A 20,105-nucleotide genomic window follows, 5' to 3' on the forward strand; every position below is an offset into this window, starting at 1 on the left:
ATGAACTCAAGGAGGACAAGCGATGCCCACGATTTCCAGCCGCGCGGCCGGGTTGCTGGCGCTGATGGGCGCGGCCCTGCCAGCCGCGGCGCAGCAGGCGCAAGTACAGGAGTTGCCCGCCGTCACGGTCACGGCGAACAAGCAATCCCAGGTGCTGGAACATGTGCCGGCCAGCGTTTCGGCCTTTGACGGTGAGGATCTGCAAGCTGCCGGCGTTGATAGCCTAGAAGGGGTGGCGCGGATGACACCCGGCTTCACTTTCCAGGCGTCGGGGCAGTCGGGCCTGCAGCCGCCGGTGATGCGCGGCCTGACGGCCAACGTCATAGGGTTCTCGTCCTCGGTCGCGCTGGTGGTCGATGGCGTGCCGACCCTGCGCGGGCAGGGCTTCGACGACAACCTGCTGGGCATCGAGCGGGTGGAGGTGCTGCGTGGGCCGCAGTCCACGCTGTATGGACGCAATGCCGAGGCCGGCGCGGTCAGCATCGTCACACGCCAGCCGGGGAACGATCCCTACGCCGTCGTTTCGGCGGAGCTCGGCAGCCGTGACAAGCGTGCGCTGCGTTTCGATGCGAGCCGTGCGTTGGTGGAGGACACCCTCTACCTGGGGGTGGCTGGCGAGTTCTTCACCCAGGACGGCTTCATCGACAACGCCTTCAAGGGCGGCAAGGAGGACGACCGCGAACGCCGCAATGGCAGGCTGGCGCTGCGCTGGACGCCCGGCGAGCGCACCGATGCCACGCTGCGCTATGCCCAACGGGAGTATCGCGACGCGGGCTCGCTGTGGGGGTCGGTCAGCGCGCCGCGCGCCACGGTGCGCTCCGGCACCGATAGCTGGAACGACTCGACCGCGCGCACCGTGTCGCTCGACATCGCGCACGAACTGGCGCCCGACCTGAACCTGCGCTCGATCACCGCCAACAACGAATTCACCGACCGCATCAAGCAGGACATCGACTTCATGCCGGCGGACCTGCTGCACGTGAGCCGCGACCACCACTTCCGCACCTTGTCGCAGGAATTCCGCCTGGAGGGCAGGGTGGGCCCGGCGCAGTGGCTGGCGGGATTCTACGCGGACCGCGACGATCATGACCTGAGCTTCGGGCAGAAGATTCCGCTGGGTTCGACAACGACCTCGGCCACGCAAAAGGGCCACTCGGCGGCGCTGTTCACCCACTGGATCGTCCCGCTGGCGGAGCGGTGGACGGTCACGGCGGGTGCTCGCATCGAGCGCAATGAGGTGCGCTTCGCCCTGGCCGGCGAGCGCGAACAGTCGCGCGCATGGATCCGCTTCTCGCCCAAGGTGGCGCTGCAGTACCAATGGCAGCAGGACGCGCAGGTCTATGCCAGCGTCGCCGACGGCTTTCGTGCCGGTGGTTTCAATGCCTTCGCGCCCGAGGCCTACCGGCGCTACCAGCCGGAACGGGTGCGCTCCTTCGAGCTTGGCGTCAAGGGGCGGCTCCTGGCGCGGCGCCTGCGCTACGGCGTGGCGGCCTACGTCATGGACGTGCGTGACATGCAGGTCCAGCAGATCGGCCTGCCCGGCCAGATGTTCCTCACCAACGCGGCGTCGGCGCGTCCGGTCGGCATCGATGCCGAGCTGCAGTACCTGCTTGGCGCGGGCTGGCAGCTCCAGGCCGCGCTGGGGCTGAATCGCACCCGTTTCCGCGAGTTCCGGGATGGCGCCAATGATTTCAAGGGCAAGCACAACCCGCTCGCACCGGATATCACCGGCCACCTCGGGGTGCGCTACGACGCCCCGCAAGGCTGGTATGCCCAGGCCCATCTGAGTGGCGCGAGCAAGGTCTATCTCGACGCCGCCAACACCTATGGGCGGGCGGGCTACGGCGTCGTGAACCTGCTGACGGGCTACACCTTCGGGCGCACCGAGCTGTCCGCCTACGTCCATAACGCCACGAACAAGCAGTACGACACCGTCGGATTTCTCAACGGCGTGGCCACCATCTACAGCCCGCCGCGCGAGCTGGGCGTGCGGCTGACCTGGCGCATGTAAACGGAGCAATGCACATGAATCCCGAAAAACAGCACCCCCTGCAACGCTACTGGGCGCTGGCGGCCGCGCCCATCCAGGCCGAGGCACTGAGCGCAGCCCTGGCGCTGGGCATCTTCGAGTCCCTGGTCGAGCCTCGAACGGCCGACGAGCTCGCCGCCCAGCTCGACCTGGATTCCCGGAACACCGCCCACCTGCTCGAGCTGCTGTGGGGCATGGGTCTGCTGGAGCGATCCGCACGCCTCGCCGCGGACCACATCGGGGGATCGGTGACCGTGTACGGCCTCGCGGAAGTCGGACGCGCTTACTTCCTGGCCGCCTCGCCCACCTGGTCCGGCGACGCCTGGCGCTACCGTGAGGCCCGGCTCAGGCAGGCCGCCGGTCTGTTGCGCGATCAGGTGCGGCAGGGGGCGCAGGCCGAAGGCGGGCAAGCCCTCGAACGCATGGCCGAGCAGTGGGCCGCCGCCGCGCGCGGGCAACTGGCCCAGGACCAGCATGCGGCCACCGTGCCGGCCGCGTTGGAGATCGTGTCGCGCCTGCCGGAGTTCGCGGCGGCGACGAACCTGCTCGACCTGGGCGGAGGCCCCGGCTGGGTGGCCATCGAACTGGCGCGGCGACAGGGCGGACTTTCCGGCGTGGTCTTCGATTTCCCCGAAGCCGTGACCGTCGCGGCCGAGAATATCGCCGCCGCAGGCCTCGCAGACCGGCTCTCCGTGCTCGGCGGCGATGTGGCGGTCGACGCGATCGGCAGTGTGGGCGGCAGCGACTACGACCTCGTCTGGTGTTCCTCGGTGCTGCACTTCGTGCCGGATACCGAGGCGGTCCTGCGCAAGATCCTGGCCGCGCTTCGGCCGGGCGGCGCATTGATCTGCGCGCACGCCGAGATTGGCGACGAGCCGGCCGTAGCCGCCGAGGTGTTGCAGTATTACCTGCCCATGCTGATGCAGGGGCGCCACGTCGGGCGCCGGGGCGACATGGCTACGGTACTGCGGCGCATCGGCTTCGGCCGCATCGAGACCTTTGCCTCGGCCCTGTTTCCGATGGCGCCGCTGCAGGTCGTCGTTGCGAGGAAGTCGGCATGAGCGCGGCCCTTTCCCACGTGCGCGTGCGCCACGTGCTGTTCGGCTGGATCAACTTCGCGCTGACGGCGCCGGCCATCTATCTCTGGCTGGGGTTGCCGCTCGTCATGCGGCAGCAAGGCTGGTCGGGCGCGGAGATCGGGCTTTTCCAACTGGCCGGCCTGCCGGCCGTGTTCAAGCTCTTCCTGGCCTTGCCAATCGAACGTTGGCGGGCGGGCCATCGTCCCTACCGGCGCTGGGCGTGGCTCACCGGCGGCGGCTACCTCCTGGCCCTGCTGTCCCTGGCCGCGCTGGGGGCGGATGCCCACAAGGGCATCCTCTTCGCGCTGATACTCCTGGCCGCTCTGTGTGCCACCTGGGCGGACATCCCGGTCAATGCGCTGGCGATCAAGCTGTTTCCCGCCGAGGAGCGACCCCGCGCCGGCGGGGTGCGCTCGGCCGCCACGTTCGCGGGCGCGGTCGTCGGCGGTGGCGCGATGCTGCTGTTGCAGCAGGCGCTTGGCTGGGCGGCACCCTTCCTGCTGCTGGGGGGCTGCCTGCTCGTGGCCTTGTGGTTGCTTGGATGTATCGAGGACGATGGCAGTGGCTCCGGCATCCACCGCTCGACGCCGCTCGCCGTGTGGCTCGGCTTCTTCCGACAGGCGGGGGCGGGGATCTGGACGGTCGTGCTGCTCGGCTACTTTCCCTTCGTTGCCGCCGCATGGGTCTATCTCAAGCCGCTGCTGCTCGATCGTGGCTTTCCGGCCAGCGAGGTCGCCTGGATTGCCGGTGTCGGCGGCGGCGCCCTCGGGGCGCTGGCGAGCTTCGCTGCCGGACTTGTGCCGCGTGCGCTCATCCTCCGGGCACTGCCGCTCTCCGCTGGCGCCAATGTCCTTGCGCTTGCACTGATGGCCGCCGCTGCCGGGTACGGGACGCAAGCCGGGCTGGTCGCCGCCGCCGCAGTCCTCGCGGTCGCCATGGGCGTGGCTTCCGCACTCGCCTTCGCGCTGATGATGGAATTCGCGCGCGATGACTGGCGGGCCGCCGACTACGGCCTGCAGGCCAGCCTGTTTACGTTCGGCCGGATCGCTGTCGCGCCGCCAGCCGGGCTGTTGCTCGACCGCCTCGGCTACCCCGGCATGCTGGCGGCGCTTGCCGTTGCGGCGCTGGCGGTTGCGTTGCTGATATCCGCCAACAGACAATTTGAATAGCATATAATCCGGCGGTCATGGCATGCATCGGTGCGCCATAAATTGAGAGTTTCGGGGAACATGCGAATTACCTTGTTGCGCCATGGCAAGCCCGCTTATGAACTCAAGGGGCTTGCCCGCGCGGAGGATCTGGGGGAAATCACTAAGTCATATGACCTGGCAGGGATCGCCGACAGCCCCCCAAAAGGAACGGTTGCAGCGACACGTGGAGATCTCCTGGTTGTTTGCAGTCATCTTGTGCGCTCGGTCGAATCGGCAAGGGCGCTGGGCTTACCGGAGGTGCATCTCCAGGACTCGCTGTTTTGCGAGACAGCCATACCGTACTTTCGAAGTGGCACGCTGTCTTTGCCCATTGGAGTCTGGCTCGTCGTCCTGAGGGTCCTGTGGGTGTTCGGCTTTTCGCGAAACGGTGAGTCCCTCTTGGATACAAGGGCGCGCGCGAGGCGAGCGGCGACGCGGCTGGTGGAGTTGGCCGAGCAGTATGGAAACGTCCTGCTCGTTGGCCATGGGTTCATCAATCACTTCATCGCCCAGGAGCTTCGAAAGCTCGGTTGGCATGGCCCGTCGAAGCCGGGAAGGGGGTTTTGGGCGTACGGGGTGTACGAGCGAACGACAAGCTGAAACGGCGTCGCCCGGGGCGAGGTCGGCGTCTATGCGCTTCCTCGATCGTGTAGGTGCACCCTGGATCGCCTGCGATCATGCAGGCGACCTCGGCCCAGTCAAGCCCCGGCTCCACGAGCTGCGACGGGGGACTCGCCATTACGTTGCTTGGCGCTCCGTGGAGGAGGTCGAGGCGTTCCGTGAGCGCATTTGGAGACCTCTTGCGAAGTGGTCGTGAATGGATCTGTTTGTCGAGACTACGGACGAACCTAGCCTCCGGATATCGACTGGAACGTGCGCAATGGCCGCGCCCGTACAGTGCACCACAGCATTCTCCCCTTGAACCTTGCCTGCCATGACCATCGACCGCATTCCACAACTTCTCGAAGACATCCGCCTGCTTGATCAGGAGCGCTTCGAACTCGTGCAGGTACTGCGTGAGATCATTCTCGCCTTGGGGCCGTCAGTGTCCGAAGAGGTGAAGTACGGCGGCATCCTATTCTCCGTCGGCAAGCCGTTCTGCGGGATCTTCTCTTACGCAAAGCACGTCTCGCTTGAATTCGGCGCGGGTGCGTCGCTTGAAGACTCGTTCGGGGTGCTTGAGGGCACGGGCAAGCTGCGGCGCCACATCAAGCTGTCGTCGGCTCGGGATATCGCGGCAAAGCATGTGCGCGACTATCTCCTGCTGGCGTTCAGCGCAGCCTCGAAACCGTGAGACGCCAAGTCGTGATCCCGATTGTGCCGGGGGCGACCGGCAGGTGGAGGAGGTGCACAGTCTGGTCAGCCCTGTCCGCAAGTCATGACCACGACGCTGCCTTGCTTGTGTCCGGTATCGACTCGCGCATGCGCTTCGGGCAACGCTTCGAAGGCGAAAACGCTGTCGAGTAGCGGGGCGAACTGCCCACCGGCCCCGCCGCACCGATCACGAGGATGTGTTCGTCCGCGGACAGCCTGGCCCGGCAGCGGAAGCTGCGTGCTGCCGTGCCGCCGAAGCTGAGCGCAGCGGCGGTCTCGATCGGCATGGGCGCAGGTCGAACCGCGATCGCAGCCCGCTCGGGAATGACCACATACTCGGCATGCCCGCCCATGCGCAGGCCGCTCAGTGCGATGACCGGGTCACCGATCTTGAAGCGTGTCGTTCGGCTGCCCAGCGCGATTACGATGCCGGTCAACTCCGCTCCCAGCACCGGGCGCCGTGGGCGGCTAAGCCCGAACGCGAGGCGACCGGCCAGCCGCAAACCGGAAGGAAAGTCCATCGCCCGGATCCGCCGGTCCGCAGGGGAGACGGTAGTCGCCTGCACCCGGATCAGCACCTCGTTTGCGCCGGGCTTCGGCACCGGTACGCCTTTCATAGTGAGCACATCCGTACCACCACAGGCCTTTAGCGAGCGTCTGTAGTGTGCGCCGAGGGTGAACTCGGCCCTCATTCGCTTACCTGCACGGGAAGGCGGTGCCAGGTGGTGCCGGCTGCGCCGTCCTCGATGCCCACGCCGAGCGCGATCAATTCATGGCGCAGGGCGTCGGCCCGCGTGAAGTCGCGCGCTGCCCGGGCTTCGCTGCGGGTGGCAATCAGGGCTTCGATGCGCTCCACGCTGGGCGCATCGTCCGTTTCTACAGAGTGCTGTCGCCATTGGCCAGGGGGCTGCTGGAGCAGGCCGAGCAGGTCCGCACCATCGCGCAGCGTCTCCAGCAGCTGGTCCTGTTCCGCGAGGTCGGTGCATTTGCGCAGGGCCGCAGCCGTTTCGTGCAGGCGGGCAAGTGCGAGCGGGGTGTTGAGGTCATCGGCCAGTGCAGCCTCGATGTCCTGGGCGTCCGCGCCGCGGGCTCGTCGCGGCCGATCACCGTAAGGCAACAGGCTGCCATAGAGGCGGTCGAGCGCAGCGCGGGCCTGGTCCAGCGCGCCCAGGGAGAAGTCGAGCGGCTTGCGGTAGTGCCCTGCCAGCAGGGCGTAGCGGATGACTTCGCCCGGATAGTGCTGCAGCAGGTCGCGCACGGTGCGGAAGTTGCCCAAGGACTTCGACATCTTCTCGCCGTCGACGGTGACGTAGCCGTTGTGGACCCAGTAGCGGCAGTACTCGCCGCCATAGGCGCCTTCGCCCTGCGCGATCTCGTTCTCGTGATGCGGGAAGATCAGATCCTGGCCGCCGCCGTGGATGTCGATCGAGCGCCCGAGGTGGGTGTGGATCATCGCGGTGCATTCGATATGCCAGCCGGGACGACCAAACCCCCAGGGGCTGTCCCAACCCGGTTGCGAGTCCGTCGAAGGCTTCCACAGGACGAAGTCCGCCGGGTCGCGCTTGTAGGGTGCGACTTCCACGCGGGCCCCGGCAATCATCTCGTCGCGCCGGCGGCCGGAGAGCTTGCCGTAGTCGGCAAGCGATGGCACATGGAAGAGCACATGCCCATCGGCCACATACGCATGACCGCGCTCGATCAGTTGCTGCGCCAGCATGATCATCTGCGGCACGTGATCCGTGGCCCAGGGCTCGACGCCGGGCGGCAGCGCATTGAGGCCGGCCATGTCCTCGCGATAGGCGGCGGCAAAGCGCTCGGCCAGCACGCGGATCGGCTCGCCCGCGGCCTGCGCAGCAGCGTTGATCTTGTCGTCGATATCGGTGATGTTGCGGGCGTACACGACCTGCGGGTAATGCCGCGAGAGCAGCCGGTAGAGCACGTCGAACACCACCACCGGCCGGGCATTGCCGATGTGGACAAAGTTGTAGACCGTGGGGCCGCACACGTACATCGTGACGCGTTGCGGATCCTTCGGCGCGAAGATTTCCTTCCGCCCGCGCAAGGTGTTGTGCAGACGAATCGTCGCCGGCCGGTTCCGGCCAGATCCCGGTGCCGCTGCGGTCTGCGAGCCGATGCTTGCACTGTGCGTGCTGTCCTCGGGATTCCGGGTCATTGGACGCCTCCGTCTCGATGGGGCGGAGCGCTCAGGACGACGAGGCGCTCGTTGTCGATCCGGTGGTAGAAGCAACTGCGGCGGCCGGTATGACAGGCTCCGTCAAGCTGGTCGACCAGAAGCAGGACGGCGTCGCCGTCGCAGTCCAGGCGGACCTCCTTGACTGTCTGCGAGCACCCCGAGGTTTTGCCCTTTCTCCACAGGGCCTTGCGCGAGCGCGACCAGTAACAGGCGCGTCCCGTCGCTAGGGTCTCTTCCAGTGCTGCGCGATTCATCCAGGCCAGCATCAACACTTCGCCGGTGTCGAACTGCTGCGTGACGGCGGCAATGAGACCGTCCCGATCGAATGGCAGGGTGGCAAGCGCGGCATCGGTGGCGACTGTCGTCCCGGCCGGCGCGGATTCTAGGTTCTTGAACATATGCCAAAGAGGGAATGTACAAATGCGATGTTATAACATTGCATTTGTACATTCCAGCCCGCCCCCCTAGAATTGCGCACATGAACATCATGTGTCACGGCGCAGCCAACAAGAGCGAGGATCCTCTGGACCGCGCAGCAGCCCACTGCGCGGCGCGCGGCGCGCGGTTGACACCGATACGGCGCGACGTCCTGGATCTACTCCTGCGGCACGAGAATGGCCTGAAGGCCTATGACCTGCTCGCCCAGATCAAGCAGCTCCGCAGCAACGCAACCCCGCCGACGGTTTATCGGGCACTGGATTTTCTGATCGAACAGGGGTTGGTCCACAAGATCGGACGTATCAACCAGTTCGTGGCCTGCCGTCACGAATCGCATGATCTACCCGGTCTGTTTCTGGTCTGCCCGCACTGCGGGAAAGTGAGCGAGCTTCACGATTCGGCCCTCATGCAATCCTTGCTGCTCAGCATTGCCCGAGCCGGACACGCGCTCGACTGCCAGGAGGTCGAGGTTTCCTCGACCTGCCCGGATTGCCGTGCCACTGGTCCAAGTACCCAGGGCAGTGATTTCAATGTGAAGTGAAGGTGCGAATGTTTGGAGGCTCGTGGCTGAGGACGAGCGATGGCAGCTGTGCGCATACCGATTGGCGCGATCCAGCAGCGCCTATCGATAGACGGGATGGCGACGACACAAGGCCACCACCTGCTCCCGAATCCTCCCTCCCACCTGCTCGCTGCCGCCGGCCTCCAGCGCATCGAGCACGTCGCACAGCCAGCCGGCCAGGTCCTCGCATTCCGCCGCACCGAATCCGCGCGTGGTCACGGCGGGTGTGCCGATGCGCAGCCCTGAGGTCACGAAGGGCGAGCGCGGGTCGTTGGGGACCGAGTTCTTGTTGGCGGTGATGTACGCGGCGCTGAGTGCGGCGTCCGCTTCCTTGCCGGTATAGGGCTTGTTTGAGAGGTCGATCAGCATCAGATGGTTGTCGGTGCCGCCGGACACGATGCGGTAGCCGCGGCGCTGGAGCACGGCGGCCATGGCGCGGGCATTGACGACCACCTGCCGCTGGTAGGACTTGAACGCCGGAGACAGGGCTTCCTTGAAGGCGACCGCCTTGGCGGCGATCACGTGCATCAGCGGGCCGCCCTGGATGCCGGGGAACACGGCGGTGTCGAGCTTCCTGTAAAAACCTTCATCCTGGCCCTTGGCCAGGATGATGCCGCCGCGGGGACCGCGCAGCGTCTTGTGGGTCGTGCTGGTGACCACGTGGGCATGTGGCAGCGGATTCGGGTATTCGCCGGCGGCCACCAGACCGGCCACGTGCGCCATGTCCACCCAGAAGATGGCGCCCACCTTGTCGGCGATGGCGCGCATGCGCGCCCAGTCCTTGTAACGGGAGTAGGCGGAGAAGCCGCCGATGAGCATCCTGGGCCGGGTTTCCAGTGCAATGCGCTCCATCTCCTCGTAGTCGATCAGCCCCGTTTCCGGATCGAGGCCATAGGGCACGATCCTGTAGTGCCGGCCGGAGAAATTGGACGGATTGCCGTGGGTCAGGTGGCCACCCTGGGCCAGGTTCATGCCCATAACGGTGTCGCCGGGACGGGTCAGCGCCAGGAAGACCGCGGCATTGGCCTGCGCGCCGGCATGAGGCTGGACGTTGGCGTAGTCGCAGTCGAACAGGGCCTTGGCCCGCTCGATGGCCAGGCGCTCGGCCACATCCACGTGCTCGCAACCGCTGTAGTAGCGCTTGCCCGGATAGCCCTCGGCATACTTGTTCGTGAACACCGTGTTCTGGATGGCCATCACCAGCGGACTGGCGTAGTTCTCGGAGGCGATCAGCTCAGCGTGGTCTTCCTGCCGGCGTGCCTCGCGCAGCACGGCTGCGGCCAACTCGGGATCAAAATCGGCGAGCGTCAGGGATGGGTCATACATGGGTGGGTCGTCCTGTGGTCTGAATTGTTCGGATCCGGAACTCGATGCGGTCGGGGGCGTTGATGCCCAGCTTCATGCCGCTGCTTCCTGCGGCGTCGTTTCGACGGGCGCTGCAGGGCCGTCCGATGCGGTCGGCGACAGCAGGTGGGCGAGGCGCGCCACGATGTCGTCGATCTGCGCTTCGTCGCAGACCAGCGGGGGCAGCAGCCGGATGGTGTTGCCGCGGGTCACCGTGATGAGCAAGCGCTGTTCGGCCAGGGCGCGCCCGACCAGCTCAGTGCAGGGCCTGTTCAGTTCGATCCCCGCCATCAGGCCCTGGCCACGGATGGCGACCACGTCGGGGTGGCTGCCCAGTGCCCGCTGCAGGCCGTCGAGCAGGCGCGAACCGAGCAGGGCGGCCCGCTCAGGCAGGTTCTCGCGCGCCATGATGTCGAGCACCGAGCACGCGACCCGGCAAGCGAGCGGGTTGCCGCCAAAGGTGGAGCCGTGCTGCCCGGGTGAGAACAGGTCGGCGGCTTGCCCCCGCGCCAGGCAGGCGCCGATCGGAAAACCGTTGCCCAGCGCCTTTGCCAGCGTGACGACATCGGGCGTGATGCCCGCATGCTGGTGGCCGAACCAGGCGCCGGTCCGGCCCATGCCGGCCTGGATTTCGTCGACCATCAGCAGCCAGTCGTGTTGGTCGCACAGGACACGCAGTCCGCGCAGGTAATCGGCTGTGGCAACCCGGATTCCCCCTTCGCCCTGCACCGGCTCGACGAGCACCGCCACGATGTCGGGCCACTGCGCGGCAGCCTGGCGCACCGCGTCGAGATCGTTGTAGGGCACGCGCACGAAGCCCGGCATCAGCGGCTCGAAGCCGCGTTGTTTCGCGGGGTTGCCGGTTGCCGAGAGCGTTGCGAGGGTGCGACCGTGAAAGCCGTTCTCCATCACGAGGATCTGGGGCTGCGCCACCTGCTTGCGATGTCCATGCAGGCGCGCCAGCTTGAGCGCCGCTTCGTTGGCTTCTGCCCCCGAGTTGCAGAAGAAGGCCTTCTGCATGCCGGTCAATGCGCACAGGCGCTCGCCCAACCGCTCCTGCCAGTCGATGCGAAAGACGTTGGAGGTGTGCAGCAGCAGCCCGGCCTGCTCGCTGATGGCGGCGGCGATCTCGGGGTGGGCGTGGCCCAGGCTGGTGACCGCGATGCCGGCAATGGCATCCAGGTACTCGACGCCTTGTGCATCCCACAGGCGTGCGCCGGAGCCGTGGACGAAGGAAACGGGTTGGCGGGCATAGGCCCGCATCAGGTGCGACGCGTGGTATTGCATGATTGCTGCCTCAGGTAGGTGTCTTGGAAAACGTGGGATGGGCTGGAGCAAGTCGAACCGAAGTGGCACGGAGAGCGTTTCGCCGTCATGGCTGGCTGCAGGGCGGTTCCGATTCGACGCCGTCGAGCCAGCGGGAGAACGCTGCCCGCGCAGCCTGCGGTAGCCGTGTGTGCAGGGCGCATGCCTGGGTGCGCAGTGCACGCGGGTCGATTCCCGCCTGGGCCAGTTCGCAGGCATGTCCGACCAGCCAGCGTTCGATCTGGCGCGGGTCTGCCTCCAGGTGGCATTGCAGCCCGAGCACATGGCGCCCGACCGAAAAGGCCTGGTTGGGGCACACATCCGTCCCTGCCAGCCGCAGCGCGCCGGGTGGAATGTCGAACTGATCGCCATGCCAGTGCAGGACCGGCACGTTGCCCAGCGCGACCAGCGGTGAGGCTTGACCTTCCGGTGTCAGCGTCAGTGGTGCAAAGCCGATCTCCTTGACACCCATGGGGGCTACCCTGGCGCCGAGCGCGCGCGCGATGAGTTGCGCGCCCAGGCAGATCCCCAGCAGTGGGCGATGGCCGTCCAGCCGCCGACGCACCAAGGCCAACTCGTCCACGATGAATGGATAGGCTTCGTCGCCAAAGGCGCCGATGGGGCCACCGAGCACCACCAGCAGGTCAGCAGCATCGACAGCGCGGGTGTTCAACGCATCTCGAGTCGCATCGACATACTCGATCGTGTAGCCGCGCGCTTGCAGCAGGGGTTCCAGCGTTCCCAGGTCTTCGAAATCCAGGTGGCGAATGGCGATTGCAGTTTTCATGATCGAGGCTCCTTTGTTTCGGGGTCCGTCGGCCAATAGTGGCTGTCGGGCAAGGGGCGGGCGCCGAAGAGGGCCTGGCCGACACGCACCACGGTGGCACCTTCCTCGATGGCGATCTCGAAGTCGCCGGACATGCCCATGGACAGTTCATCCAGGCCAATACCTGCGGCGGCGCTCTGGCGCAGTCGGTCCCGCAGGGTGCGAAGCAGGATGAAGCACTGCCGTACCCGTTCGGCCTCACTGGAGAACAGCGCGAGCGTCATCAGGCCGCGCACGCGAAGGGCAGAGAAGGCCGGCAGGGCGCGCACGAAGCCTGGGACATCCTCGGGTGCCAGGCCATACTTGCTGGCCTCGCCCGAGGTGTTAACCTGCACGAACACGTCCAGTGAGCGTCCCTCGACCTGCAGGCGGCGTTCCAGTGCCTCGGCCACGCGCAGGCTGTCCAGCGCCTGGAACTCGTCCGCGAAGCGCGCCACCATCCGCGCCTTGTTGGTCTGCAGATGGCCGATGATCGACCAGCGCAGCCCGCCGAGATCCTGCGTGGCTTCCCATTTGCGATGAGCCTCCTGCACCTTGTTCTCGCCCAGCATCCGGCAACCGGCCGCGTAGGCCATGCGAACACTGGCCTCGGGCTTGTTCTTGCTCACCGGGAGCAGACGCACGTCCGCCGGATCGCGACCCGCGCGACGGCAGGCGGCGTCGATGCGTGCCCGCACGGCGGCCAGCTTGTGGCGGAAGTCCTCCACGGTGAGGGCCTCGGGATAACGTTCATGCGGGTCGTGATCACACAGGGCATCGACAGAGGGGCGCATCAGCTCACCCCCTTGTTCGCGGGGGCGGGCGCCATTACCTGCCTTGGCGCTCGTTGGGGCAGGCGGCCGTTGAGCACCGCATGCGCCACCAGCCCGATCACCAGGCCCCAGAACGCACCGCCGATGCCCAGCAAGCTGATGTTGGCGGCTGCGGCCAGAAAGGTGATCAGCGAGGCCTCGCGCGCCTGTGCGTCGGCCATGGCGCTGGCCAGGCTGCCGCCGATGGCGCCCAGCAGCGCCAGGCCGGCCAGCGTGGTGATGAAGGTCGCCGGAAAGGCCATGAAGAGGGCGGCCAAGGTCACGCCGAACACGCCGACGAGGATGTAGAAGACCCCCGCGGCGATGCCGGCGATCCAGCGCCTGGACGGGTCTTCGTGCGCTTCCCGGCCGGTGCAGATCGCGGCCGTGATGGCAGCGATGTTGAACGCATGGGAACCGAACGGTGCCATGAGCAGCGAACCGAGCCCGGTGACGGTCACGATGGGGTTCGCACTGGTCTTGAAGCCGTCGTTGCGCAGCACCAGCATGCCTGGCATGTATTGGCCGGTCAGCGTGATCAGGAACAGCGGCAGTGCCACGCTCAAGGTGGCGTTGAGCGAGAACGCCGGCATCGTGAAAACCGGCGCGGCGAGTTGCAATGCCAGCCCGGACAGATCGACGCGATCCTCGATGAGCAGGAAGGCCAGCCCCAGCACCAGGATGCCCACCACGGCATAGCGTGCGGTGAAGCGCTTGAGCACCAGGTAAGCCATGATCAACAAGCCCGCCAGAACGGGGTCGATGCTCATGCCACCGAAGGCACCGATGCCGAACTGCAGCAGGATGCCGGCCAGCAATCCGGCGGCAATGCCCGGTGGGATCAGCCGGATGGCTTTCTCGAAGTACCCGGACAACCCCAATGCCACGAAGGCCGCCGCCGAGAGCAGGTAGGCACCGATCGCTTCGGCATAGGGCGTGGTCGCAAGTGCGGTGATGAGGAACGCGGCGGCCGGCGTGGACCACGCGGTAATGATCGGCTCGCGTGCCGTCCAGCTCAGGACTATCCCGGTGACGCCCACGCCGATCGAGATCGACCACACCCAGGAGGCTGTCAGCTCCGGGCTGAGGCCGGCCACTTTCGCGGCCTGGAAGACGAGGATGAAGGTGCCACCGTAGTTGACGATGACCGAGACCAGCCCGGCCACCAGGGGATGGGCGAGATCGCTCGGACAGATGGGTGAAGGCGAGGTGGATGACGACATGGCGGGCTTGGGGCTCCAGGAGAGTGGGGGATCGATCTGCTCCGAAAGCAGCTTTTTAAGCCTAAAATGGCCCGTTGTTCCCCACCACTTTCGTTAAGCGATACCAGCCAATTGTTCAAGCACGCCCAACTCGAATCGGTCAAAGCCTGGATTGGAGACCCCGCCCACGGCGCCTTGCCGCTGCATGCCCGCATTCAGCGTGCGCTCCGGCAGTTGATCCTCGACGGCGCACTCGACGTCGGCAAACCGCTGCCAGCGTCGCGGGCACTGGCCCGGTCGCTCGGCGTCTCGCGCGATACGGTCGAGTCGGCATACAGCCAGCTGCATGCGGAAGGCTTCATCGAACGGCGCGTGGGGAGCGGCAGCTTCGTGTCCGAGCGGGCGCAGGCCTCGTCAAGGCGTGGCACCGCGCCGCGCACCGGGCCCCAGCGCGAGTCGGTGCGTCTGAGTCAGCGTGGTACGTCGATACTCCAGGGCGGCGGCGTGCGCGACTTTGTTGCGCCAAGGCCGTTCGCCCCCGGGGTGCCGGAGACGCGCAGCTTTCCGCTGCGAACCTGGGAGCGCCTGGAACGACAGGTGTTGAAGGACTATGGCACCCAGGCCTTGCGGCATAGCCCGTCTCAGGGCGTGGAGCCGTTGCGCCGCGCCATCGCGGACTACGTCAATCTTGAGCGGGGCGCGCGCGCCACGCCCGAGCGTGTGCTGGTACTGACCAGCTCGCAACAGGCGTTGGCCCTGTGCGCAACCGTACTGCTCGACGCGGGCGACCGGATCTTCATCGAAGACCCCGTCTACCACGGTGCCCGCAAGGCGTTCGATGCCGCCGGGCTAGCGTGTGTCCCCGTGCCGCTCGACGACCAGGGCATGCAGGTGGCGCGCCTGCACGATGCGGCGAGCCCGGCCAGGGCGGTCTTCCTGACGCCCTCGCATCAGTTCCCGACCGGTGCGACGCTGGCGCTGGATCGGCGGCTCGCGGTGATCGAATGGGCGCGGCAGAACCAGGCCTGGATCATCGAGGACGACTATGACAGCGAGTTCCACTACGCGGGCAAGCCCACGGCCTGCGTGCAGGGGCTCGACCCGTACGATCGGACGATCTACATCGGCACCTTCACCAAGTCGCTGTTTCCTGGCCTGCGCATCGGTTACGTGGTCTTGCCGCCCCAGCTCGTGGCGCCCATGACGGTGGCGCGGACCTTGCTGGACGGGCACAGCGCATCCATCCCCCAGCTGACGCTGGCACGCTTCATCGAAGGGGGGCATTTCGGCGCCTATGTGCGCGCGATGCGTGGCGTCTATGCCGACCGGCTCGACGTGCTGGCAGGGCTCGTACGCGCGCATCTGGGCGACTTCGTCGAACCGAGGGTGCCGGCAGGCGGAATGCAGATGCCCTGTGTCTTCACCCGCGACATCTCCGAGCGCGCGGTCATCGATGCCGCGGCTCGGGCGGGAATCGATCTCCTGGGGCTGACGGCGCTGCATGCTTCGACCACGCACAAGGCCGGTTTCCTGATGGGGTTCGCGGCTTACACGCCGGACGAGATGGACATCGCCGTCAATGCACTTGCCGGGGTGCTCCGCGCGTTGGCGTGCCGATAGCGGCATTTGTCGTCGCATTGCGCGCGTCGTTCTGCCGGCGGTGATCCCTGCTCAGCCGATCATTCTGGTCGGGTCGACCCAACGGTCGAAGTCGTCCGCGGAGAGGTAGCCCAGCGCCAGCGCCGCTTCGCGCAGGCTGCTGCCCTCCTTGTGGGCTTTCTTGGCGATCTGGGCGGCCTTGTCGTAGCCGATGTGGGGATTGAGTGCGGTGACCAGCATCAGCGAGCGCTCCACCAGTTCGGTGATGCGCGCACGGTTCGCTTCGATGCCGACGGCGCAGTGGTCATTGAAGCTGTTCATGCCGTCGGCGAGCAGGCGCACGCTTTGCAGAAAGTTGTGGATGACCATCGGACGGAAGACATTCAACTCGAAGTTGCCCGAGGCGCCGCCGATGTTGATGGCGACGTCGTTGCCCATGACTTGCGCAGCGAGCATCGTGACGGCTTCGCTCTGCGTCGGGTTGACCTTGCCTGGCATGATCGACGAGCCGGGCTCGTTCTCTGGGATGGCGATCTCGCCAAGGCCGCTGCGCGGGCCGCTGGCCAACCAGCGCACATCGTTGGCGATCTTCATGAGGCTGGCGGCGAGAGTCTTGAGGGCGCCGTGGGCGTGCACCAGCGCATCGCAGCTTGCCAGGGCCTCGAACTTGCTGGGTGCGGTGACGAAGGCATGGCCGGACAGGCGGGTGATTTCTCTGGCAACGGCCTCGGCGTAGCCTTTCGGCGCGTTCAGCCCGGTTCCCACCGCAGTCCCGCCCAGGGCGAGTTCGCTCAGGTGCGGAAGCGCTGCGCGCAGGTGGCGTTCTCCATGCGCCAGTTGAGCGGCCCAGCCGGAGATCTCCTGGCCAAGGGTGAGTGGGGTGGCGTCCTGGAGATGGGTGCGACCGATCTTGACGACGTCGGCGAAGGCACGGGACTTCGCCTCCAGTGTGGTGTGCAGCCTGGACAACGCGGGCAGCAGCTTCAGGCTGATGGCAAGGGTAGCGGCGACGTGCATGGCGGTCGGAAAGACATCGTTGCTCGACTGGCTGCGGTTGACATCGTCGTTAGGGTGGACGAGGCGCTTCTCGCCGCGCTCGCCCCCCAGCAGTTCGCTGGCGCGGTTGGCGAGGACTTCGTTGACGTTCATGTTGGTCTGCGTGCCGGAGCCGGTCTGCCAGACCGCCAACGGGAACTCGTCCGGATGCAGGCCGGCGAGCACCTCGTCCGCTGCAGCGATGATGGCCTGCGTCTTGTCGGCCGGCAGCAGGCCGAGGCTGTGGTTGACGTGTGCGGCGGCACGCTTGACCAGGACGAGGGCGTGGATGAGCTCGACTGACTGGCGCTCCGTGGAGATGGCGAAGTTGCGCAGCGAGCGCTGGGTTTGTGCGCCCCAGAGGCGGGCGGCAGGGACGTCAATCGGGCCGAAGCTGTCGTATTCCCGACGTGTGGTCATGGAAGGGTGCTCCTCCTGGTGGGGACAACAGGCCATTCGCAAGTGCTGCACTGCTGTACCTCAATGATCGGATGGTGAATGTCCTTGAGGTCTAGCAGGCGGGCCCGGTAGTCTGCTGGCGAGGCTGGAGCGTGGCTGACGACGCTGGCCACCAGTGTCCACGCGCCTTGCCCAACGGACCAGAGATGCAGGTCGACCACGCGCGTGCCGGCGACTGCCTCCAGCCTGTCGCGTACCTGCTCGCGGAGTCCGTTCGGGCCTTCCGCGTCGAGCAGCACTGCGCCCGTCTGGCGAAGCAGGCCATATGCCCAGCGCAGGATCACCAGCGAGGCCACGAGTGCGATCAACGGATCCAGCCACTGCCAGCCCCACATCCAGGCTGCAAGCAGACCTACGATCGCAGCCACCGATGTCACCGCATCGGCGATAACGTGCACCAGCGCAGCCCGGAGGTTGTTGTCCTGGCGGGGGACATGCTCCGACGCGGCATGGTCTGGACCGTGGGCGTGGGTGTGCCGGTGCGAGTCGCACGGGTCGTCGTCATGTTGATGGTGCGGGTGTCCATGCGCATGTCCATGTCCATCGGCCAGCAGCCATGCTGAAAGCAAATTGACGGCCAGGCCGGCGACGGCCACCGTCATTGCCTCGACCGCCAACAGCGGCTGCGGATGCAGCAGGCGCTGAATGGACTCCATCACCAGCCACAGGGTGCTTGCACCGAGGAAGAGTGCGCTGGTGTAGGCCGCCAGGTCGCCGATCTTGCCGCTGCCCAGGCTTAGCCGGCGATCGTTGGCATGGCGACGGGCAAGATAGTAGGCGGCTGTTGCCAACCCCAGGGCGAGCGCATGGCCGCCCATGTGGATGCCGTCGGCCAGCAGCGCCATCGATCCGGTGATCCAGCCCCCGATGACCTCGGCCACCATGGTTGCCAGAGTGAGCAGCGTGACCCACAGGGCTCGTGTCTCCGCACGTTGCTTTTCCCCCTGGCCGAAATCGTGCGGATGCCGGGTGCGTTGTTCGGTTTCACAGGCGGAGGGGCGGATCGGCAGGGGTTCGGTCCTCATGTCACGTTCCTTTGCTCGCCGGCCGGCGCAAGCGCGTCACTGCGTCGCTGTTCCGCGGATACCTCGCGCCAGCCTAAAGCCCGCCGAGCGTGCGGGCGTTGATCTCACGTTCGGTGTTGAAGATGTAGCGCTGGATGCGCGTCTCCGCGCTTCGGGGCATGGACTCGAAGCGCAGTCCGATGCGCAGCTGTTCCGTTCCGTTGGGTTTTGTCTGGCGGTTGATGTTGCGCACTTCGAGGGCCAGGGAGAGCGGCTCCTGGTCGATCAGGCGCAGCGTACAGCCGGGCACGACTTCGCCGATCGTCAGCGTACGTACGCCGGGTGGCACTAGCACTGCGGCACCGTTGCAGCTCAGGTCGATGACGCGTGCCTCGCACGCTGGGCCCTCGCTGCCCGCCGCGGGCGGGAGCGTGATTGCGATGCCGTGCGCAATCGGCACCTGCAGGCGGAAGAACTCCCTGCGTTGCAGGCGCAGGATTTCGGTGGGGATGCTGGCGCGCAGCGCCGGGCGACCGTCGATCGATACCTGTCTGATCCCCTCGACCGAGAACTGCACGCGGATGCGGTTGAGTTGCGAGGTGCACAACAGTTGTGTGGCCTCGAGTGCCCGTGCATGGGTGCTCGGGTTGGGGCTTGCGTCGAGCAGGATGGCGTTCTGCTCGGGCTCGACTGCAAGCACGGTACTGACATACGAGAGACCGCCCCGGATGTGCGCGGACATGAGGCAGCGGTCGTCGATCATCTCCTGCAGGATCTGGATGATCTGCCGGCGTCCGCGCAGAATGTAGCGGTCGAGGCCAGCCGTATCCTGGACGGGTTGGTCCGGGGGGACCTCCTGGTGCTCGGGGCTGTGATCGATGTTCAAATCAGCCCCCGTTCGCGCGCGTTGCGCTCTCTTTCCATGCGCAGGACGTAGCGCTGGATCGCGTCTCCGGCGCTGGCCGACAGGTCTGCGAAGGCGCAGCCGATGCGCAACAACTCGACACCGTTTGGCCGTGTGATACGGAACAGGTTGCGAATGGTCAGCCTGGTGCTTACCGGCGGCGTGTCGGGCAGCAACAGGGTGCAGTCTTCGAATACTGCGCCTTGCTCGAGCGCAACGCCCCCGGGGGGCACGGCGATCGCAACGCCCCCGCGGCTGATGTCCAGGATGCTCAGCTCGACCTCGTGCGTGCGCCCGTTTCCCAGCGGCAGCGGAAACCTGCATACCACCTTGCGTGCGGATGTCGACGGCGTCTGCAGTCGGAAGAATTCGCGCCGTTGCAGGCGCAGGACGGTATGCGGGAAGGGCGCCCGAAACCCCGCCTTGCCGTCCTCGACCACCAGTGCATGGTTCTCGAGCAGGAACTGGATGCGCACGCGGTCGAGCTGGGTGACGCAGTCCAGCGCATTGGACTGCGCGATGCGCTCGTTCTGCAGGGGGTCGGTGCTGGCGTCGAGGAGGATGCCGCGCTGCTCGTCGGCTTCGATCAGTGCGGTGATGAAGTTGTGCCCGCCGGGAATCGAGCGTGCCCCGAGCAGGCCGCGATGGCCGAGCAGGGCGCGGAAGAGCGCCTTGATCTCGGCGGCGTCGCGGAGCAGGTACTTGGCTTCGTCTTCCCCGTACACCAACTCGACGCGGGTGTCTTGTTGTTCGATCTGCATCTTGTGTGGCGCTGTGCCAGTGTGCCCAGTCTGTTTGCTGGAGTTCCGCATCCTTATATCACGACAGTG

General features: G+C 66.5%; 19 protein-coding genes. 7 read left to right on the top strand and 12 right to left on the bottom strand.

The genetic code is table 11. The features are described from left to right. Positions 1-22: 22 nt before the first annotated feature. From B447_RS10095 to B447_RS10115, 5 genes are all read left to right on the top strand, one after another. Positions 23-2,011, top strand: coding sequence for a TonB-dependent receptor (locus B447_RS10095; RefSeq protein ID WP_002939361.1), 1,989 nt, complete (start codon positions 23-25; stop codon positions 2,009-2,011). A 14-nt stretch (positions 2,012-2,025) separates the two neighbouring features. After that, the gene (locus B447_RS10100) at positions 2,026-3,090 is read left to right on the top strand and encodes a methyltransferase domain-containing protein (RefSeq protein ID WP_002939364.1); all 1,065 of its coding nucleotides are present in this window, start codon (positions 2,026-2,028) and stop codon (positions 3,088-3,090) included. Then, complete coding sequence (locus B447_RS10105) at positions 3,087-4,277, top strand: MFS transporter (protein WP_002939365.1); 1,191 nt, start codon at positions 3,087-3,089, stop codon at positions 4,275-4,277. Before B447_RS10100 ends, B447_RS10105 begins: the two co-directional genes overlap by 4 nt. Positions 4,278-4,337: 60 nt before the next feature. Then, complete coding sequence (locus tag B447_RS10110; protein WP_002939366.1) at positions 4,338-4,898, top strand: histidine phosphatase family protein; 561 nt, start codon at positions 4,338-4,340, stop codon at positions 4,896-4,898. 334 nt (positions 4,899-5,232) lie between these two features. Next, positions 5,233-5,592 (top strand): DUF1801 domain-containing protein, encoded by a 360-nt coding sequence (locus tag B447_RS10115; protein ID WP_002939368.1) that lies wholly within the window; start codon positions 5,233-5,235, stop codon positions 5,590-5,592. Positions 5,593-5,674: 82 nt separating this feature from the next. On the opposite strand, the gene B447_RS10120 is transcribed toward B447_RS10115, so the two are convergent. The 3 genes from B447_RS10120 to hisI are packed head-to-tail and all read right to left on the bottom strand — an operon-like array spanning position 5,675 to position 8,204. Further along, positions 5,675-6,304 carry an alcohol dehydrogenase catalytic domain-containing protein gene (locus B447_RS10120; RefSeq protein WP_037982648.1) on the bottom strand — a complete coding sequence of 210 codons (630 nt, stop codon included), beginning with the start codon at positions 6,302-6,304 and terminating at the stop codon, positions 5,675-5,677. Further along, a complete protein-coding gene (gene cysS, locus B447_RS10125; RefSeq protein ID WP_002939371.1) occupies positions 6,301-7,785 on the bottom strand; it encodes a cysteine--tRNA ligase in 1,485 nt (494 codons plus the stop codon). The genes B447_RS10120 and cysS overlap by 4 nt, the downstream gene beginning before the upstream one ends. Beyond that, on the bottom strand, positions 7,782-8,204 hold the full coding sequence (hisI, locus tag B447_RS10130) for a phosphoribosyl-AMP cyclohydrolase (protein ID WP_002939373.1): 423 nt from the start codon (positions 8,202-8,204) through the stop codon (positions 7,782-7,784). The genes cysS and hisI overlap by 4 nt, the downstream gene beginning before the upstream one ends. An 80-nt stretch (positions 8,205-8,284) precedes the next feature. Here hisI and B447_RS10135 point away from each other — a divergent pair, with 80 nt between their 5' ends. Next, positions 8,285-8,785, top strand: coding sequence for a Fur family transcriptional regulator (locus B447_RS10135; protein ID WP_002939375.1), 501 nt, complete (start codon positions 8,285-8,287; stop codon positions 8,783-8,785). An 81-nt stretch (positions 8,786-8,866) separates the two neighbouring features. Here B447_RS10135 and glyA read toward each other — a convergent pair whose 3' ends face one another. From glyA to B447_RS10160, 5 genes are all read right to left on the bottom strand, one after another. After that, a complete protein-coding gene (gene glyA / locus B447_RS10140; protein WP_002939377.1) occupies positions 8,867-10,132 on the bottom strand; it encodes a serine hydroxymethyltransferase in 1,266 nt (421 codons plus the stop codon). 72 nt (positions 10,133-10,204) lie between these two features. Continuing rightward, positions 10,205-11,437, bottom strand: a complete 1,233-nt coding sequence (locus B447_RS10145) for an aspartate aminotransferase family protein (RefSeq protein ID WP_002939378.1) — start codon at positions 11,435-11,437, stop codon at positions 10,205-10,207. A gap of 85 nt (positions 11,438-11,522) precedes the next feature. Next, positions 11,523-12,242, bottom strand: coding sequence for a glutamine amidotransferase (locus B447_RS10150; RefSeq protein WP_002939379.1), 720 nt, complete (start codon positions 12,240-12,242; stop codon positions 11,523-11,525). After that, positions 12,239-13,054 (bottom strand): YggS family pyridoxal phosphate-dependent enzyme, encoded by an 816-nt coding sequence (locus B447_RS10155; protein ID WP_002939381.1) that lies wholly within the window; start codon positions 13,052-13,054, stop codon positions 12,239-12,241. Before B447_RS10155 ends, B447_RS10150 begins: the two co-directional genes overlap by 4 nt. Next, positions 13,054-14,295, bottom strand: coding sequence for a benzoate/H(+) symporter BenE family transporter (locus tag B447_RS10160; protein WP_002939384.1), 1,242 nt, complete (start codon positions 14,293-14,295; stop codon positions 13,054-13,056). Before B447_RS10160 ends, B447_RS10155 begins: the two co-directional genes overlap by 1 nt. A 111-nt stretch (positions 14,296-14,406) precedes the next feature. Between B447_RS10160 and pdxR the strand changes: the two genes are divergently transcribed. Beyond that, complete coding sequence (gene pdxR / locus B447_RS10165) at positions 14,407-15,894, top strand: MocR-like pyridoxine biosynthesis transcription factor PdxR (RefSeq protein ID WP_002939387.1); 1,488 nt, start codon at positions 14,407-14,409, stop codon at positions 15,892-15,894. A 51-nt stretch (positions 15,895-15,945) separates the two neighbouring features. Here the strand turns inward: pdxR and fumC are convergent, their stop codons facing one another. The 4 genes from fumC to B447_RS10185 all read right to left on the bottom strand — a co-directional run bounded on the left by fumC (position 15,946) and on the right by B447_RS10185 (position 20,036). Then, positions 15,946-17,328: a class II fumarate hydratase gene (fumC, locus tag B447_RS10170; RefSeq protein ID WP_002939389.1), complete on the bottom strand. Its 1,383-nt coding sequence runs from the start codon at positions 17,326-17,328 to the stop codon at positions 15,946-15,948. Next, positions 17,325-18,392: a CDF family Co(II)/Ni(II) efflux transporter DmeF gene (gene dmeF / locus B447_RS10175; protein WP_002939392.1), complete on the bottom strand. Its 1,068-nt coding sequence runs from the start codon at positions 18,390-18,392 to the stop codon at positions 17,325-17,327. Before dmeF ends, fumC begins: the two co-directional genes overlap by 4 nt. Positions 18,393-18,465: 73 nt before the next feature. Continuing rightward, positions 18,466-19,257, bottom strand: a complete 792-nt coding sequence (locus B447_RS10180; RefSeq protein ID WP_002939395.1) for a flagellar brake protein — start codon at positions 19,255-19,257, stop codon at positions 18,466-18,468. Next, the gene (locus B447_RS10185; protein ID WP_002924131.1) at positions 19,254-20,036 is read right to left on the bottom strand and encodes a flagellar brake protein; all 783 of its coding nucleotides are present in this window, start codon (positions 20,034-20,036) and stop codon (positions 19,254-19,256) included. The genes B447_RS10180 and B447_RS10185 overlap by 4 nt, the downstream gene beginning before the upstream one ends. Positions 20,037-20,105: the final 69 nt, after the last annotated feature.

This window comes from Thauera sp. 27, assembly GCF_000310125.2.
Classification (GTDB): domain Bacteria; phylum Pseudomonadota; class Gammaproteobacteria; order Burkholderiales; family Rhodocyclaceae; genus Thauera; species Thauera mechernichensis.

Bases quoted from the DNA above. Each gene is read 5' to 3' on its own strand.
- dmeF (WP_002939392.1), bottom strand. From the start codon at position 18,392: ATGAGGACCGAACCCCTGCCGATCCGCCCCTCCGCCTGTGAAACCGAA.
- cysS (WP_002939371.1), bottom strand. From the start codon at position 7,785: ATGACCCGGAATCCCGAGGACAGCACGCACAGTGCAAGCATCGGCTCG.
- B447_RS10135 (WP_002939375.1), top strand. From the start codon at position 8,285: ATGAACATCATGTGTCACGGCGCAGCCAACAAGAGCGAGGATCCTCTG.
- B447_RS10115 (WP_002939368.1), top strand. From the start codon at position 5,233: ATGACCATCGACCGCATTCCACAACTTCTCGAAGACATCCGCCTGCTT.
- B447_RS10105 (WP_002939365.1), top strand. From the start codon at position 3,087: ATGAGCGCGGCCCTTTCCCACGTGCGCGTGCGCCACGTGCTGTTCGGC.
- B447_RS10110 (WP_002939366.1), top strand. From the start codon at position 4,338: ATGCGAATTACCTTGTTGCGCCATGGCAAGCCCGCTTATGAACTCAAG.
- fumC (WP_002939389.1), bottom strand. From the start codon at position 17,328: ATGACCACACGTCGGGAATACGACAGCTTCGGCCCGATTGACGTCCCT.
- B447_RS10120 (WP_037982648.1), bottom strand. From the start codon at position 6,304: ATGAGGGCCGAGTTCACCCTCGGCGCACACTACAGACGCTCGCTAAAG.
- B447_RS10100 (WP_002939364.1), top strand. From the start codon at position 2,026: ATGAATCCCGAAAAACAGCACCCCCTGCAACGCTACTGGGCGCTGGCG.
- glyA (WP_002939377.1), bottom strand. From the start codon at position 10,132: ATGTATGACCCATCCCTGACGCTCGCCGATTTTGATCCCGAGTTGGCC.
- B447_RS10160 (WP_002939384.1), bottom strand. From the start codon at position 14,295: ATGTCGTCATCCACCTCGCCTTCACCCATCTGTCCGAGCGATCTCGCC.
- B447_RS10145 (WP_002939378.1), bottom strand. From the start codon at position 11,437: ATGCAATACCACGCGTCGCACCTGATGCGGGCCTATGCCCGCCAACCC.
- B447_RS10155 (WP_002939381.1), bottom strand. From the start codon at position 13,054: ATGCGCCCCTCTGTCGATGCCCTGTGTGATCACGACCCGCATGAACGT.
- B447_RS10185 (WP_002924131.1), bottom strand. From the start codon at position 20,036: ATGCAGATCGAACAACAAGACACCCGCGTCGAGTTGGTGTACGGGGAA.
- B447_RS10150 (WP_002939379.1), bottom strand. From the start codon at position 12,242: ATGAAAACTGCAATCGCCATTCGCCACCTGGATTTCGAAGACCTGGGA.
- hisI (WP_002939373.1), bottom strand. From the start codon at position 8,204: ATGTTCAAGAACCTAGAATCCGCGCCGGCCGGGACGACAGTCGCCACC.
- B447_RS10095 (WP_002939361.1), top strand. From the start codon at position 23: ATGCCCACGATTTCCAGCCGCGCGGCCGGGTTGCTGGCGCTGATGGGC.